We start from the raw sequence: 15,105 nt of genomic DNA, 5'->3' as shown, positions 1-15,105 counted from the left end.
CCCGAGTGCCGCACCGGACTACGGCACGACCGTGCCGATCCGTACGCTGCCGAGGCCCGCGGCCGTGCCGTGGGCGTTGACCAGCTGGACCTGCCCGAAGAACTCCCGGCCCTCCGGAGCGGCGGCCAGCGCCGTGACGCTGCCCGAGACCGTCGCGGAGTCGCCCGTGCCGAGCTCGATGGGAGCCGAGCCGTCCACGGTGACCGAGCCGAGGGACGCGGCGAAGTACACGTCCCGGTAGTCGTACTCCGTGGTGCCCGACGGCACCGAGTAGCCCACGACCTCGACGGTGTAGGTACCGGCGGCCGGCTTCGGCACGGAGACCGACTCCTCCGAGTCGCCGTCGGCGGACTGGCCGACGATGTTGCCGTCCTTGTCGTAGACCGTCAGGTCCAGGTCGGAGGCCGCGTCGGAGACGCCCCCGATGGCCACGTCGAGCGACGTGGCGCCCTCGGGCACCTCGACCGTGGACGTGGCCGTCGCGCCCTGCTCGATCGACGGGCGGGACGTCTCGGCCGAGCCGAGCGGGCCGCCGACCAGCTTGCCCTCGATCGGGCCGTACTGGTTCGTCACCTTCCAGGAGGCGGAGGCCGGGGTTCCCACCTCGGCCTCGGGCACCGTCACGACCTCCGGGTCGAAGGCGGCGCCGAGCACGGTGACGTCCAGCTTGTACGGGTTGTCCAGCAGCGGTGAGGTGCGCCGCGACTCGACCTCGATCTCCCAGACGCCGGGCTGCGGGTCGGCGTACGCGCGCACGTCGGGCCGGCAGCCGTTGCCGTCGAGGTAGTTGTTGTAGCAGTACGGCGTGGACGTGTTGTCGACCGGGACCCCGTACGGGTGGATGGCGATGAACCGGGTCTGGCTCCCGTCCTTCAGCCCGCTCATCGCCACCTCGAGCGCCTTCGCGCCCTCGGGGACGGTCACGAAGTACGACTCGGTGTCGTTGCGCTGCACGGAGTTCTTCGCGGAGAAGTCGTACTCCAGCGGGGCCGAGGCCACGACCGTGGTCAGGACCAGCTTGTCGGTGCCCTCGGTGCGCGGGTCGTCGACCTCGAGGACCGCGCTCTTGATGCCCTCGGAACGCGGCTTCGCCTGCACCTTGACGGTCACCGGCTCGTTCAGCGGCAGCCTCACCTCGTCGGAGCCGACGATCCGGAAGGTGCGCCCGGCGTTGTTCTCGAAGTGCAGCTCGTGCCGGATCGCGCGGTCCTCGCCGGAGGTGCGGGTGAGCGTGATCTCGTACGTCTTCTTCTCCCCGGCCTTCAGTCCGCCCTCGCGGTCGTAGAGGCCGGTGCCCTGGCCCGGAGTCTCCAGGAACTGGTCGATCGCGGTGTCGACCGGCGCCTTCACCGTGTACTCGTGGGCCGTGGCGCCCTTGCGGATCGACCGCCAGGCGTCGGGGATGTTGATCAGGCCGGCGCCCTCCTCGTACGCCTGCACGCCCTTGATGTGGTCGGCGGTCGAGGTCAGCGCCGTCCGCAGCTTCGCCGGGGTCAGGTCGATGTCCGCCTGCTTCGCCGCGGACAGCAGCAGCGCGGAGGCGCCGGCGGCCTGGGGGGAGGCCATCGAGGTGCCCTGGAGCATGCCGTAGCCGGCCGGGAGGTCGTAGCCCGCCTCCGGGACCGGGGCGCCGGGCGCCCAGGTCTGGATGGTGTTGACCGCCGCGCCGGGCGCGGTCAGCGTCGGCGTGAAGCCGCCGTCCTCACGCGGGCCGCGCGAGGAGAACGGCATCATCTGGTACTTCTTCTTCACCGCGGAGCCGTAGTTGGCGGCCCAGGTCTCGCGGGAGACGGACGCACCGACCGAGATCACCTTGTCCGCGAGGGACGGGTCGCCGATGGTGTTGGCGCCGGGGCCGGAGTTGCCCGCCGAGATCACCAGCTGGACGCCGTAGGTGTCGATGAGCCGCGTGTACAGCTCGGCGCGCGCGTTGTTGCCGTCGTTGAGGGCGGGCAGGCCGCCGATCGACATGTTGACGATGTCGACGCCGCGGTTGACGACGAGGTCGATCATGCCCTCGGTGAGCGCGATGTTGGTGCAGCCGCCGCTCCAGGTGCAGGCGCGGGACGAGACGATCTTCGCGCCGGGCGCCGCGCCGTCCATCCGGCCGCCGAACAGGCCGTTGGCGGCGGCGAGTCCGGCCACGTGCGAGCCGTGCGAGCCCTCGATGACGCCGATGTTGACGAAGTCGGCCTTCGCGCCGGCCGCGTTGTACACGACGTCCTCGCGGATCTCGACGACGAACGGCTGGCGCTCGGCCACGTCCGTCTTCGGGTCGTCCGTGCCGAAGTACCCGATCTGGAAGCCGTCCTTGTAGGGCTTCATCGGGGTGTCGTCGGCGAAGTCGTGGTTGTCGTTCAGGTCGACGCGGACCGTGCCGGCCTTCGCGTCGTAGAGGACGCCCCAGGAGTCGGTGGTGTCGCCGTCCCGGTTGGCGTCGCCGCCGGCGTCGCCGCCGGTGGTGTACGACTCCAGGAAGGTGCTGACCTGGTACGAGCCGGCGGGCGCCGTCCACGTCTCGCCGCCGTAGGTGAAGGTGGGCCCCGAGACGGAGGTGGTCATCGGGCGCCAGGTCCGGTCGCCGTCGACGACCGGGTCGGTGGCGGTGACCCAGTCGACGATCTTGCGCTCGCCGGTGGTGGTCTTCTGCAGCGCCGGGTGGGCGAGGTCGACGCCCGAGTCGAGGACGCCGATGGTGACGCCGCGGCCGTCCGCCTTCGGGTACTTCTTCACGAAGTCGACGGCGCCCGTCTCGAAGGACGGGTTGTACGGGTTCTCGGCCGGGGTGCGGCGGTCCGGCGCGGGGTAGGCGCGGCCCTTGTGGTGCGTGGCGCCCTTCGCCCGGTCCGCGCCCGGCGTCGGGTCGTCCAGCGGGATCTCGTCGCGCAGGTCGATGCCGTGCACGGAGGAGAGCTTCGCGGCGGCGGCGATGGCCGAGTCGGCCTCGTCGGTGGGGACGGTGGCGCGGACGTAGCCGAGCTCGTCGTAGATCCGGCCGACGGAGCCGCCGCCGACCGCGTCCAGCTTCTTCGCCACCTGCTCGGTCTCGCCCGGCGCGGTGGCGACCATCATCGTGACGTTCTTCGTGCCGTCGGCCTTCGCCTCGGCGAGCAGGTCGGCGTCGTGTGAACCGAGCTTGTCGTCGGCGGACTTGACGGAGGCGTCGGCCGGGGCGTCGACGGGGGGATTCGTTCCCGGGCCGTCGGCGGCGAGGGCCACGGGTATCGGCCCGACCGCGCAGAGCGCGGCGGCGAGGCCCGTGGCCACGGCGATGCGGGCCGCGCGTCTCGCGCCCGGTATCGGTTCACGCTGGGGGCTGTGGGTCATCGGCATCCCTTGTAGGTGAGGGAACGTGCGAGAACGACCGGGTCCGATCGGTCCCGGCCGGAGCAGTCCGGAATCCGATCCCGGACGACCGCTCAGCTTTACGCAAGGGTTCACTGTTTGGGGAGAGTTGTCCGGGACGGGATGGAGCCATGGCGTACTTCCGCCATACGCCATCGGGGACACAAGGTGCGGGCTGTGACAATCCTGTGAGACGCGCCCCGCGCCCAGCGCCCCCGCCCCCGCGCCCCGCGCCCCCGCCCCCGCGCCCCCGCGCCCAGCGCCCGCGCCCCGCACCACGGGACGCCTCCGGGCCGAGGAGGGCCGAATCGCGCCCAACCATCCCAGGACGGCTCAACCTTCACGCCACCGGCCCGGTCCCTCTCCGCGACCGAGCAGGACGCAGCACACACACGATGGGGGAAGACATGACCGCACGCGTACGAACCACGCTGGTGGCGGCCACCGCCGTGGCCCTTTCGGTGGCGCTGGCCGCCCCGGCCGTCGCGGCACCCGGCACCGGCGGCCACGACGCCACCCGCCGCGCCATGGAAGCCGCGGTGGCGGACGGCGTGCCCGGCGTGACCGCGGCCGCCCGGGACGGCCACCGACCCTGGTCGGAGGCGGTCGGAGCGGGCGACCTCAGGACCGGCGAGCCGCGTTCGGAGCGGGACCGCTACCGCGTCGGCAGCATCACCAAGACCTTCGTGGCCACCGTCCTGCTCCAGCTGGAGGCCGAGGGCCGGCTCTCGCTGGACGACACGGTGGACACGTGGCTGCCCGGAGTGGTCGAGGGCAACGGCAACGACGGCGGCCGTATCACCTTGCGTCAACTCCTCAACCACACCAGCGGCCTCTACGACTACACGGCCGACGAGGAGTTCGGCCGCGCCCACTTCACCGAGGACGGCTTCTTCGAGCACCGCTACGACACGGTGACGCCGCGGGAACTGGTGGAGATCGCCACGGCCCACGAACCGGACTTCGCACCGGGCACCGACTGGAACTACTCCAACACCAACTACATCCTGGCCGGCATGGTGATCGAGGAGGTCACCGGGCGCCCGTACGGCGACGAGGTGCGCAGCCGCGTCATCGAGCCGCTGAAGCTGCGCGCCACGTCGGTGCCGGGCACCAGGGTTTCCATGCCGCGGCCCAGCAGCCGTGCCTACTCCAAGCTGGCCGGGACGGAGGCGGGCCCGACGTACGACGTCACGCGGCTCAACCCGTCCATCGCCGGTTCGGCGGGCGAGATGATCTCCAGCTCCGCCGATCTGAACCGCTTCTACACCGCCCTGCTCCGCGGCAGGCTGCTGCCCGCCGAGCAGATGGCCGAGATGACGACCACGGTCCCGGCGGAGAAGGTGGAGAAGGGGGCCGGCTACGGCCTCGGCCTGATCAAGCGGGAACTCGACTGCGGAGTGACCGTCTGGGGCCACGGTGGCGGCATCCACGGCTCCTCGTCGGAGGCGGTGGTGACGAAGGACGGCCGGCACGCGCTCGCCCTCAACTTCAACGGCGACTGGTCGGGCGACGGTAAAGCGGTGATCGAGGCGGAGTTCTGCCCCGAGTAGACCTGCCGTGCACGAGGAGGGGGCCGCCCGGCGGTCCTGCCCGGCGGCCCTCTCCGCTCCCCTCCTGTCGGCCGCCCCGGCCGGTCACTACCGGGGCAGCACCACGACGTACGCGGCGGGTTCCCGGTCCCCGGCCGCCATCAACGCCGTACGGACGACGGTCGCCTGGTGTTCCGGACAGTCCCGCAGCTTGCGCGGGGTGAGGTGCACGACCGTGATGCCCAGCCGTTCCAGGTGCTCGCGCTTGCGGGCGTACTCCGCCCAGAGCGCGTCGTCCTCACGCTGCCGGTGGGCGCGGGTGTCCAGCTCCAGCGCCACCGAGTGCTCGGGCCAGAAGGCGTCGACACCACCGAGGCAGGGTCCGCCGGGCAGGCGCAGATCGACGTTCCAGACCGGTTCCGGCAGGCCGTGCTCGCGCACCATCCGGTACAGGCGCTGCTCGGCCAGCGCCCGCCCCTCGGCGACCAGCGAGTCCACGGCGTCCACCACGTGCGGGCGGCTGAGCAGCCGGGCCCGGTTCAGCTCCCGTACCACGGAGGCCGGTTCGCAGTGCCCGCCGCGCACCGCCTCCGTCAGCAGCCGGCGGACGACGCCCGCGTCCGCCAACGCCGCCACCGCGTCGGCCAGGGCCCGCGCCACCGGAGCCACCGGAACGCCGGCGACCTGCACGGCGGTGGGCAGCGCGGTCGTGCGGACGATCCGCGCGCAGCCCGTCGTACGCAGCCGGCGCAGTCCGGGGACCAGGACGTCGATGACGTCCAGGGACGGCAGCGGGGGAGCGGCGGCGAAGCCGTGCAGCGTCAGCGCGGCCAGGCCCGTGATCACCGCCTCCGCGTAGGCGGGGACGGGCGGCGTCTCCTCGGGGCCCGGCTGGGCCGGTACCGAGGCGACACCGACCGGGACACCGGCGGCCGCACCGTCGTTCGCACCACCGATACCGCCGCCGTTCCCGCCGCCGTTCCCGCCGCCGTTCCGCGCCCGCGCCGCGTACAGCAGCACCGCGTGCAGGCGCTCGTCACTGGTCGGCGGGCCCGGGTGGAGCAGGACGACGTTCGGGAGGAGCTGCTGCCAGGGCCCCCCGGGTCGGCACCGCTCGCCGGTCTCGGCGGCGGAGACACCGTGCGCCCGCAACTGGGCGGCCGTCATCAGCCGGCGCCGGCCGACGGCCGGGTGGGGAAGCTGGCGGGGGGAGAGCGGCGTGTTGTGCGTCATGAACGGGGACTTTCCCGCATCCGATCCGCCCTTTAACCCCTGTTACAAGTCCATCGCCAAACCCGGACAAGGCCGCCCTAAAGGACGGGTGTTCGGATGCCGAAAACCCCTGGTCCGCCGCGTGCGGGCCAGGGGTTGCGGCTGTTATTGACTGAATTCCGTAACGGTGACGGAACGCCCAATCATTGGCCAGAGGCTGGGGTGTGGGGGAGGGGCTAGCGTCCGGCGGCCGCCGCCGCGTCGCACGCCTGACCGCGCAGCGCCCGCGCCAGGTCGTCCCGTGCCTCCAGTACCAGCCGGCGCAGCGCGGGCGCGGCGTCCTCGTGCGCGGACAGCCACGCGTCCGTCGCGTCGAGCGTGTCCTGGGAGTCCCGCAGGGACGGGAACAGCCCCCGGACCACCTCCATCCCGATCTGGATCGACCGCTCGGACCACACCCGCTCGATCGCCGCGAAGTACTTCTGGGCGTAAGGGGCGATCAGCTCCCGCTGCGAGGCCTGCTCGAAGCCCGCGATCGTCGCCTCCACCAGGGCGTTCGACAGCGCGTCCGACTCCACTACCTGCGCCCAGGCCTGCGCCTTCACCGCCGCCGACGGGCGGGCCGCCAGGCAGCGCACCTGGTGGCGCTTGCCGGAGGCCGTGTCGTCGCGGGCCAGCTCGGCGGCCAGCATGCCCTCGTCGGCCGCGCCGTGCGCGGTGAGCGGCTCCAGGAACGCCCAGCGCAGCTCCTGGTCCACGTCCAGGCCGTCGATCTTCTCGGTGCCCTCCAGCAGCCCGCGCAGCAGCCGCAGGCCGGCCCCTTCGGAGGCCACCGCCGCGAAGAACCTCGCCCACGCCAGCTGCTGCTCGCTGCCCGGCACCGCGTCGCGTAGCTCCCGCAGCGCGCCCTCACCGAGCAGCCGGCCGCCGGCCTGGCGCCAGTCCGGGGCCGCGTAGTGGGTGAGCGCCGAGTTCGCCCAGGCGTGCAGCATCTGGAGCACGCCGATGTCCGACTCGCGCCCCGCGAACCGCAGCACCAGGCCGACGAAGTCCCGCGCCGGGAGCAGCGCGTCCCTGGTCATGTTCCACAGCGCCGACCAGCACAGCGCACGGGCCAGCGGGTCGGTCAGCGCACCCAGGTGGTCGCGCAGCGTCGCCAGCGACGTCTCGTCGAAGCGGGTCTTGCAGTACGTCAGGTCGTCGTCGTTGACGAGGACCAGCTCGGGTGCCTCGGCGCCGGCCAGCTCCGCCACCACCGTGCGCGGCCCGTCGACGTCCACCTCGGCGCGCGCGTACCGCTCCAGGGAGCCCTCGCCCGTACGCCGGTACAGGCCGATCGCGACCCGGTGCGGACGCAGCTCCGGATGAGACTCCGCGGCCTCCTGCACCACCGCGAGCTCGTCGACGCGGCCCTCGGCGCTCAGGAGCACCTGCGGGGTGAGCGAGTTGACGCCCGCCGTCTGGAGCCAGGACCGCGCCCAGGCCGCCATGTCCCGCCCGCTGGTCTCCTCCAGGACCGACAGCAGGTCACCTAGGCGCGTGTTGCCGTACGCGTGCCGCTTGAAGTAGCGCCGCGCGCCCTCCAGGAACGCGTCCTGGCCGACGTACGCCACCAGCTGCTTCAGTACGGAGGCGCCCTTGGCGTACGTGATGCCGTCGAAGTTGAGCTTCGCGTCCTGGAGGTCGCGGATGTCGGCCGTGACCGGGTGCGTGGAGGGCAGCTGGTCCGCGCGGTAGGCCCACGCCTTGCGGCGGTTGGCGAAGGTGATCCAGCCGTCGGTGAAGCGGGTCGCGCCGACCAGCGAGAAGGCACCCATGAAGTCGGCGAACGACTCCTTCAGCCACAGGTCGTCCCACCACTCCATGGTGACCAGGTCGCCGAACCACATGTGCGCCATCTCGTGCAGGATGACGTTGGCGCGGCCCTCGTAGGACGCCCGCGTCACCTTGCCCCGGAAGATGAACTCCTCCCGGAAGGTCACCAGTCCCGGGTTCTCCATCGCGCCGAGGTTGTACTCGGGCACGAACGCCTGGTCGTACTTCCCGAAGGGGTACGGATGGTCGAAGTGGTCGTGGAAGAAGTCCAGGCCCTGCTTGGTGACCAGGAAGACGTCGTCGGCGTCGAAGTGCGGGGCCAGCCCCTTGCGGCACATCGCGCCGAGCGGGATCTCCAGCCGCGTACCGTCCTCGAACACGCGCTCGTAGGAGTCCGTCACGTAGTGGTACGGACCGGCGACGACACACGTGATGTACGTCGAGATCGGCTTCGTCTCCGCGAACCGCCACACCCCGTCGGCGCGTTCGCCGGCGCCGTTGCTCCACACCGTCCAGTCCTCGGGCGCCCGCACCTCGAAGCGGAAGGGCGCCTTGAGGTCCGGCTGCTCGAAGCCCGCGAAGACCCGGCGGGAGTCGGCCGGCTCGTACTGCGTGTACAGGTACACCTCGCCGTCCTCGGGGTCGACGAAGCGGTGCAGGCCCTCGCCGGTGCGGGAGTAGGCGCACTGGGCGTCGACGACCAGCTCGTTGTCGCCGGCCAGGTCCTCCAGGGCGATCCGGGAGCCGTCGAAGACCTCGCTCGGATCGAGGTCGCGGCCGTTGAGGGAGACGGCGGTGACGCTCGGTGCGATCAGGTCGGCGAAGCTGCTCGCGCCGGGTTCGTTGCAGCGGAAGCGGATCGTGGTGACGGATCGGAAGGTACGCGGGCCGTCGCCCTGGGCGTCACCGGTGGCCGAGCGCACGTCGAGGGACACGTCGTACCCGTCGACGGACAGCAGGGCGGCCCGCTCCCGGGCCTCGTCGCGGGACAGATTCTCACCGGGCACGGGCGGCACTCCCTCGGGTGGTGTTCAGTATGCGGACAGCACCGATCCTGCCACGTGCCCCTGACGTGCGGCAGCCGGGAAGGGCCGGGAAGAAGCGGCAAGAGCCGGGGCGGGTCGGGAATGGCCGAAGGGACCGGCCGGTTGGCTGGAGAAACGCTCGGTTGCGCCGCCTCATCGAGGAGAGACATGTCGGAGAAGACCCCCGTCGACTTCTGGTTCGACCCGCTGTGCCCCTGGGCATGGATGACGTCCCGCTGGGTCCTGGAAGTGGAGAAGGTCCGGGACATCGAGGTCCGCTGGCACGTGATGAGCCTCGCCGTCCTCAACGAGGACAAGCTCGACGAGCTGCCCGAGGAGTACCGCGAGCTGCTCGAGACCAAGGCCTGGGGTCCGGTCCGGGTGGTCATCGCGGCCCGGGAGGAGCATGGCGCCGAGGTCCTCGGCGACCTCTACACGGCGCTCGGCACCCGCTTCCACAACCAGGGCGAGGGCTCGGAGAAGGAGACGGTCGCCGCCGCTCTGAAGGACGTCGGCCTGCCCGAGTCGCTCATGGACCACTGGGACTCCACCCCGTACGAGCCGCAGCTGCGCGCCTCCCACAAGGAGGGCATCGACAAGGTCGGCCAGGAGGTCGGCACCCCGGTCATCGCCGTCCCCGGCGCCGACGGCGAGCAGCTCGCCTTCTTCGGCCCGGTCGTCACCCCGGCCCCCAAGGGCGAGGACGCCGCCAGGCTCTGGGACGGCACCCTCGCGGTCGCCTCGGTCCCCGGCTTCTACGAGATCAAGCGCACCCGTACCAAGGGCCCGGACTTCAGCAACCTGTAGCGGCCACTGAGGGTCGGCGAGGGGCGCCGGGGATCAGCGAGGGCCGACGAGATCAGCGAGAGCCGGCGAGGGTCACGTCTCCCCGTCGGCGGCCGGCCTCCGAAACCTCTCCGGAAGCAGGCCGCCGTCGCGCTGCTTGTCCCAACGCTGGAACCGCAGGCAGCCGGCGACGTCGCAGCGCCAGTAGTCGTGCACGTACGGGATCTCCAGCTGTTCCTTCACAACCGCCCGCTCGGCGTCGTCGAGCGGGCGGAAGTCCTGCATCCCGCCACAGGTGGGGCAGGCCAGACTCTTCCTCATCGCATCCTCCGCAGTGCCCGTGGGACCGGGACGGCAGTACAGCGGGTGGCCCGCGCGCAGCGCCAGAGGCGCGACAGGGGGGAACGGGGGGAACCGGAGCCCGTACGGCGCGCGCGGCGGGCCCGCGCGCCGGTGAACAGGCCGGTGTACACGGAAAAGCCCCCGCGAGTCACGTCCTCGCGGGGGCTTCCCTTCTTCCGCCTGCCGCCGTGAAGGGTGAGAAGACGATCACGAGGCAGGACGACCGGGGTGCTCAGTCGGTCACGGCGCCAGCAGCAGCGTGTTGGTACGGGACTTCGCCGCCTCGTAACGCCTCGCCACGTCCTGCCAGTTGACGACGGCCCACATGGCGTCGATGAAATCGACCTTCTGGTTCCTGTACTGGAGGTAGAAGGCGTGCTCCCAGGCGTCGAAGACCAGGATCGGGGTGGCGCCCTGACCGACATTGCCCTGGTGGTCGTAGACCTGCTCGACGATCAGCCGCCCGCTCAGGGGCTCGTACGCCAGCACACCCCAGCCGGAGCCCTGCGTGGTCGCGGCGGCCTTGGTGAGCTGCGCCCTGAAGCCGGCGAAGGAGCCGAAGGACTCCGCGATCGCGTCGGCGAGGTCACCCACACCGTCGGCGGCCAGCGGCTCGCCGCCGCCGTCGCCGGTCATGTTGTGCCAGTAGATCGAGTGCAGGATGTGCCCGGAGAGGTGGAAGGCCAGGTTCTTCTCCAGGCCGTTGATCGAGCCCCACGTCTCCTTGTCCCGCGCCTCGGCGAGCTGCTCCAGCGTGTCGTTGGCGCCCTTCACGTACGCGGCGTGGTGCTTGTCGTGGTGCAGCTCGATGATTTCGGGGCTGATCACGGGGGCCAGCGCGGAGTAGTCGTACGGCAGTTCAGGAAGCGTGTAGACGGACATGGCGGATCCCCTCCGGCCTCTTATTGCAACAGGCTTGCAAGTGCACGCTAGCAGCAGTAAGCGGCCGGGGGTGCGAGGAGGGACGGACGGGCGTGCCGGGTCGCGAGGGCATGCGAAAGGGCCCCCGTACGGATCCGGATCCGATCCGGATCCGATCCGGCTCCGTACGAGGGCCCTCGGGGTGTTCGTGGCTGGTGGTCAGCCGCGCGCCCGTCGCCGCTGCCGGGCGTAGCCGACGGCCGCCAGGGCCAGCGTCATCCCGCCCGTCGAGTACAGCTGCACCCGGGTGTCCGGCTCGCGGGCCATCAGCACGAAGACCGTGGCCATGGCCGCCAGCGCGACCCACGTCAGCCACGGGAAGCCCCACATGCGCACGACCAGCTTCTCGGGCGCCTCCCGCTCCAGCCGACGCCGCAGCCGCAGCTGGGAGACGGCGATGAAGATCCAGACGACCAGGATGACCGCGCCGATCATGTTCAGCAGCCAGGAGAAGACGTCGTCCGGCCGCCAGTAGCTGAGCAGCACGCAGCCGAAGCCGAAGAGGGAGGAGACGAGCACCGCGATCCGCGGCACCCCGCCCGACACCCGGCCCAGCGCCTTCGGACCCTGGCCGCGCTCGACCAGCGAGTAGCCGATGCGCGAGGCGCCGTAGATGTTGGCGTTCATCGCGCTCAGCAGTGCGACCAGCACGACGACGTTCATCAGCTCGCCGGCGCCCGGGATGCCGAGTTCGTCGAGGGCGGCGACGTACGGGCCCTTCTCCACGACCTCCGGGGAGTCCCAGGGCACCAGGGTGACGATGACCGCCATCGAGCCGATGTAGAACAGCGCGATCCGCCACATCGCCGTCCGCACGGCGCTCGCCACGCCCTTGACCGGGTTCTCCGACTCGGCCGCCGCGATGGTCACCGTCTCCAGGCCGCCGTAGGCGAACACCGAGGCGAGCAGGCCGATGATCAGACCGTTGCCGCCGTTCGGCAGGAAGTCACTCAGGTGCGAGGTGCCGGGGGAGTCGGTGCCCGGCAGGACGCCGGTGATCGCCAGCACGCCGAGCACCAGGAACAGCGAGATCGCGCCGACCTTGAGGGCGGCGAACCAGAACTCGAACTCGCCGAAGTTCTTCACGGCGGCCAGGTTCGTCCCGCAGAACACCACCATGAACAGCGCCACCCACGCCCACTCCGGCGTACCCGGCAGCCAGCCGCTGACGATCTGCGCGGCACCGATGCCCTCCAGGCCGACGGCCGTGCACAGCAGCACCCAGAAGGCCCAGCCCGCGGTGAAACCGGCCCAGGGGCCGATCGCCCGCTCGGCGTGCGCGGAGAAGGAACCCGACGACGGATACGCGGCCGACATCTCGCCCAGCATCCGCATCACCAGCATCACGAGGAGACCGGAGAGGGTGTAGGCGACGACGATCGACGGCCCGGCGGCGGCGATACCGGCCCCGGAACCGACGAACAGCCCGGCGCCGATCACACCGCCGAGGGCGATCATCGACAGGTGGCGCTGCTTGAGACCGTGGGAGAGGGAGGCGTCGTCCGACTGCGGCGGCTTACCGGTGGTGGTGCTGTTGGACATGGAGCGACTCGTCCGATACGTGGGGGGCGGGGGGCAGGGCAAAAACGCCCACAGTCTCCGGCGTCGCGCGGGTCGGCGACAGCGGCTGCCCACGATACGGACGACGCCGATACGGAACGTGATCGTCCGAATGCGCGATTCCGCTTCCGGGTGACGCCCGCCTCCCCACCTCGGTGACCGGTGTCACGCGCGATCACGTGTATCCGGTGCCCTTTGACGGGGGCCCACCAAGCCGCCGATCGCCCCTTTGTCGAGCGCTGCTGGTGATCGGGGCCGACCCGCTGGGATAGCGTCGCGGTGTCCCGACATGTCCATACCACCGCGGAGTCCCCATGAGCACCGCTGCCGTCCCCGCCCGCCGCTCCGGGCAGGTCCTCGCCGACCTCATCCCCTCCTCCCGAGTCCGGGACGTCGCGCTGGTGGCCGGCGGTGCCGTACTCACCGGCGTCGCGGCCCAGATCGCGCTGCCCGTGCCCGGCTCCCCGGTGCCGGTCACCGGCCAGACCTTCGCGGCACTGCTCGTCGGCACCTCGCTCGGCGCCCGCCGCGGCCTGCTCTCGCTCGCGCTCTACGCGCTGGTCGGCATGGCGGGCGTGCCGTGGTTCGCGGAGGGCGGCTCCGGCACCGGCGCCCCGTCGCTGGGCTACGTCTTCGGCATGCTGCTCGCCGTCACCGTCGTGGGCGCCCTGGCCCGCCGCGGCGCCGACCGCTCGATGCTGCGCACGGCCGGCACGATCCTGCTGGGCGAGGCGGTCATCTACGCCGTCGGCGTCCCGTACCTGGCCCTCGCCGCCGACATGTCCCTCACCGCAGCGATCGCGGCCGGCCTCACCCCGTTCCTGATCGGCGACGCGCTGAAGGCCGCCCTGGCGATGGGCGTACTGCCCACGGCCTGGAAGCTGGCCGACAAGCGGTAGCACCGCGCTGGTGTCACCGAAAGAGGCCCGCCGGGCCGCAGCGGCGTCCCGGCGGGCCTCTTTCGCGTCCCGGCGGCAGCCGTACGAGGACAGGGCCGACGCTGCCGCCCCGTGACCCGCGTGTCACACTCGACCCATGCGCGTGTATCTCGGCTCCGACCATGCGGGCTACGAACTCAAGAACCACCTCGTCGAGTGGCTCAAGACGGCGGGCCACGAGCCCGTCGACTGCGGCCCGCACCTCTACGACGCCCAGGACGACTACCCGCCCTTCTGCCTCCGCGCCGCCGAGCGCACGGCCGCGGACCCCGACGCCCTCGGCATCGTGATCGGCGGCTCGGGCAACGGCGAGCAGATCGCGGCGAACAAGGTGAAGGGCGTGCGCGCGGCGCTGGCCTGGAGCGAGGAGACGGCGTCCCTCGGCCGGCAGCACAACGACGCCAACGTCGTCGCCGTAGGCGCCCGCATGCACACGCAGGAGGAGGCGACGAAGTTCGTCGAGACCTTCCTCGCCACCCCGTTCTCCGGCGACGAACGCCACATCCGCCGCATCGACATGCTCACGTCCTACGAGACGACGGGCGACCTCCCCCCCATTCCGCCGCACCACCCGCAGCAGTAGGCCTGCCACCTGGCGCTTCCCTCCCCTCCCCGGTGCGCGAGCGCTGGGGAGGGCGAGAGACGACACCCGGGGGCGCGGCGTTGTGGCCTCGGAGGGCCGGCCGGGCCGGGCGGGTGCCAGAACGCAGGAAGGACGACCCCGTGCCAGAAGGGCACACGATCCACAGACTGGCCAAGGACTACGCCGCCGCCTTCGCCGGCGGGCCGACGCTCGCGTCCAGTCCCCAGGGCAAGTTCTCCGACGCCGCCGCCCTCCTCACCGGCACCTCCCTCATCCGCACCGAGGCGCACGGCAAACACCTCTTCCTCGGCTTCGGCGCCGCCGAGCCCGAGCCGGACGTGACCGCCGAGCCCGCCGAGTCCGAGCCGGCCGCACCGGACGTGACCGCCGGTCCCCCCGAGCCCGCCGACTGGATCCACATCCACCTCGGCCTCTTCGGCAAGGTCACCTTCGGAGACACCCCCGCACCGCCCCCCACGGACACCGTCCGCCTCCGCCTCGTCAACGAGACGGCCTACGTCGACCTTCGCGGCCCCACCACCTGCACTCTGATCACGGACCCCGAGAAGCAGGCGGTACACGACCGCCTCGGCCCCGACCCCCTGCGCCCGGACGCCGACCCGCGGGCCGCCTACCGCCGTGTCTCCCGCAGCCGCAGCACCATCGCCGCCCTGCTCATGGACCAGAAGGTCATCGCCGGCGTCGGCAACGTCTACCGCGCCGAGGTCCTCTTCCGCCACGGCATCGACCCGTACCGCCCCGGCAGGGACGTCACCCCCGCCGAGTGGGACGCGATCTGGCGGGACCTCACAGAACTGATGCGCGAGGGCGTCCGGCACAACCGCATCGACACCGTCCGCCCCGAACACACCCCCGAGGCCATGGGCCGCCCGCCCCGCGTCGACGACCACGGCGGCGAGGTGTACGTCTACCGCCGGGCCGACCAGCCCTGCCACCTCTGCGGCGAGACCGTCCGCACCGCCGACCTCGCCGCCCGCAACCTCTTCTGGTGCCCGTCCTGCCAGCGCGGGCGGCCGTAGGCGGGG

Annotated in this window: 11 protein-coding genes; 5 read left to right on the top strand and 6 right to left on the bottom strand. The window is 71.8% G+C overall.

Going from position 1 to position 15,105, the window contains the following annotated elements; translation table 11 throughout:
* Window positions 1-18 precede the first annotated feature (18 nt).
* Window positions 19-3,327, bottom strand: a complete 3,309-nt coding sequence (locus ABEA26_RS13165; protein WP_345592162.1) for a S8 family serine peptidase — start codon at window positions 3,325-3,327, stop codon at window positions 19-21.
* 425 nt (window positions 3,328-3,752) lie between these two features.
* Here ABEA26_RS13165 and ABEA26_RS13160 point away from each other — a divergent pair, with 425 nt between their 5' ends.
* Window positions 3,753-4,898: a serine hydrolase domain-containing protein gene (locus ABEA26_RS13160; RefSeq protein WP_345592160.1), complete on the top strand. Its 1,146-nt coding sequence runs from the start codon at window positions 3,753-3,755 to the stop codon at window positions 4,896-4,898.
* An 87-nt stretch (window positions 4,899-4,985) separates the two neighbouring features.
* Here the strand turns inward: ABEA26_RS13160 and ABEA26_RS13155 are convergent, their stop codons facing one another.
* Both ABEA26_RS13155 and pepN read right to left on the bottom strand, forming a co-directional pair.
* Window positions 4,986-6,110 carry a hypothetical protein gene (locus tag ABEA26_RS13155; protein WP_345592158.1) on the bottom strand — a complete coding sequence of 375 codons (1,125 nt, stop codon included), beginning with the start codon at window positions 6,108-6,110 and terminating at the stop codon, window positions 4,986-4,988.
* A gap of 215 nt (window positions 6,111-6,325) precedes the next feature.
* The gene (gene pepN, locus ABEA26_RS13150; RefSeq protein WP_345592156.1) at window positions 6,326-8,911 is read right to left on the bottom strand and encodes an aminopeptidase N; all 2,586 of its coding nucleotides are present in this window, start codon (window positions 8,909-8,911) and stop codon (window positions 6,326-6,328) included.
* A 186-nt stretch (window positions 8,912-9,097) separates the two neighbouring features.
* Between pepN and ABEA26_RS13145 the strand changes: the two genes are divergently transcribed.
* Entirely contained in the window at window positions 9,098-9,736 is a 639-nt protein-coding gene (locus ABEA26_RS13145; RefSeq protein WP_345592154.1) for a mycothiol-dependent nitroreductase Rv2466c family protein, read from the top strand.
* A gap of 72 nt (window positions 9,737-9,808) precedes the next feature.
* Here the strand turns inward: ABEA26_RS13145 and ABEA26_RS13140 are convergent, their stop codons facing one another.
* The 3 genes from ABEA26_RS13140 to ABEA26_RS13130 form a co-directional block, all read right to left on the bottom strand.
* Entirely contained in the window at window positions 9,809-10,036 is a 228-nt protein-coding gene (locus tag ABEA26_RS13140; protein ID WP_345592152.1) for a hypothetical protein, read from the bottom strand.
* A gap of 261 nt (window positions 10,037-10,297) precedes the next feature.
* Window positions 10,298-10,939 (bottom strand): superoxide dismutase, encoded by a 642-nt coding sequence (locus ABEA26_RS13135; RefSeq protein ID WP_345592150.1) that lies wholly within the window; start codon window positions 10,937-10,939, stop codon window positions 10,298-10,300.
* A 198-nt stretch (window positions 10,940-11,137) separates the two neighbouring features.
* On the bottom strand, window positions 11,138-12,520 hold the full coding sequence (locus ABEA26_RS13130) for an amino acid permease (protein ID WP_345592149.1): 1,383 nt from the start codon (window positions 12,518-12,520) through the stop codon (window positions 11,138-11,140).
* 332 nt (window positions 12,521-12,852) lie between these two features.
* On the opposite strand from ABEA26_RS13130, the gene ABEA26_RS13125 reads away from it, so the two are divergent.
* The 3 genes from ABEA26_RS13125 to ABEA26_RS13115 all read left to right on the top strand — a co-directional run bounded on the left by ABEA26_RS13125 (window position 12,853) and on the right by ABEA26_RS13115 (window position 15,099).
* Window positions 12,853-13,437, top strand: coding sequence for a biotin transporter BioY (locus ABEA26_RS13125; RefSeq protein WP_345592147.1), 585 nt, complete (start codon window positions 12,853-12,855; stop codon window positions 13,435-13,437).
* A 136-nt stretch (window positions 13,438-13,573) separates the two neighbouring features.
* A complete protein-coding gene (locus tag ABEA26_RS13120) occupies window positions 13,574-14,059 on the top strand; it encodes a ribose-5-phosphate isomerase (RefSeq protein WP_345592145.1) in 486 nt (161 codons plus the stop codon).
* Window positions 14,060-14,199: 140 nt separating this feature from the next.
* Window positions 14,200-15,099: an Fpg/Nei family DNA glycosylase gene (locus tag ABEA26_RS13115; RefSeq protein WP_345592143.1), complete on the top strand. Its 900-nt coding sequence runs from the start codon at window positions 14,200-14,202 to the stop codon at window positions 15,097-15,099.
* Window positions 15,100-15,105: the final 6 nt, after the last annotated feature.

Source organism: Streptomyces marokkonensis, assembly GCF_039539045.1.
GTDB lineage: Bacteria > Actinomycetota > Actinomycetes > Streptomycetales > Streptomycetaceae > Streptomyces > Streptomyces marokkonensis.
The sequence above is the reverse complement of the archived record's forward strand: the minus strand, read 5'-3'. Positions and strand labels throughout refer to the sequence as shown.

Excerpts from the sequence above, each read along its gene's own strand:
- ABEA26_RS13125 (WP_345592147.1), top strand. The coding sequence starts at position 12,853 with ATGAGCACCGCTGCCGTCCCCGCCCGCCGCTCCGGGCAGGTCCTCGCC.
- ABEA26_RS13140 (WP_345592152.1), bottom strand. The coding sequence starts at position 10,036 with ATGAGGAAGAGTCTGGCCTGCCCCACCTGTGGCGGGATGCAGGACTTC.
- ABEA26_RS13145 (WP_345592154.1), top strand. The coding sequence starts at position 9,098 with ATGTCGGAGAAGACCCCCGTCGACTTCTGGTTCGACCCGCTGTGCCCC.
- ABEA26_RS13165 (WP_345592162.1), bottom strand. The coding sequence starts at position 3,327 with ATGACCCACAGCCCCCAGCGTGAACCGATACCGGGCGCGAGACGCGCG.
- ABEA26_RS13135 (WP_345592150.1), bottom strand. The coding sequence starts at position 10,939 with ATGTCCGTCTACACGCTTCCTGAACTGCCGTACGACTACTCCGCGCTG.
- ABEA26_RS13120 (WP_345592145.1), top strand. The coding sequence starts at position 13,574 with ATGCGCGTGTATCTCGGCTCCGACCATGCGGGCTACGAACTCAAGAAC.
- ABEA26_RS13160 (WP_345592160.1), top strand. The coding sequence starts at position 3,753 with ATGACCGCACGCGTACGAACCACGCTGGTGGCGGCCACCGCCGTGGCC.
- ABEA26_RS13155 (WP_345592158.1), bottom strand. The coding sequence starts at position 6,110 with ATGACGCACAACACGCCGCTCTCCCCCCGCCAGCTTCCCCACCCGGCC.
- ABEA26_RS13130 (WP_345592149.1), bottom strand. The coding sequence starts at position 12,520 with ATGTCCAACAGCACCACCACCGGTAAGCCGCCGCAGTCGGACGACGCC.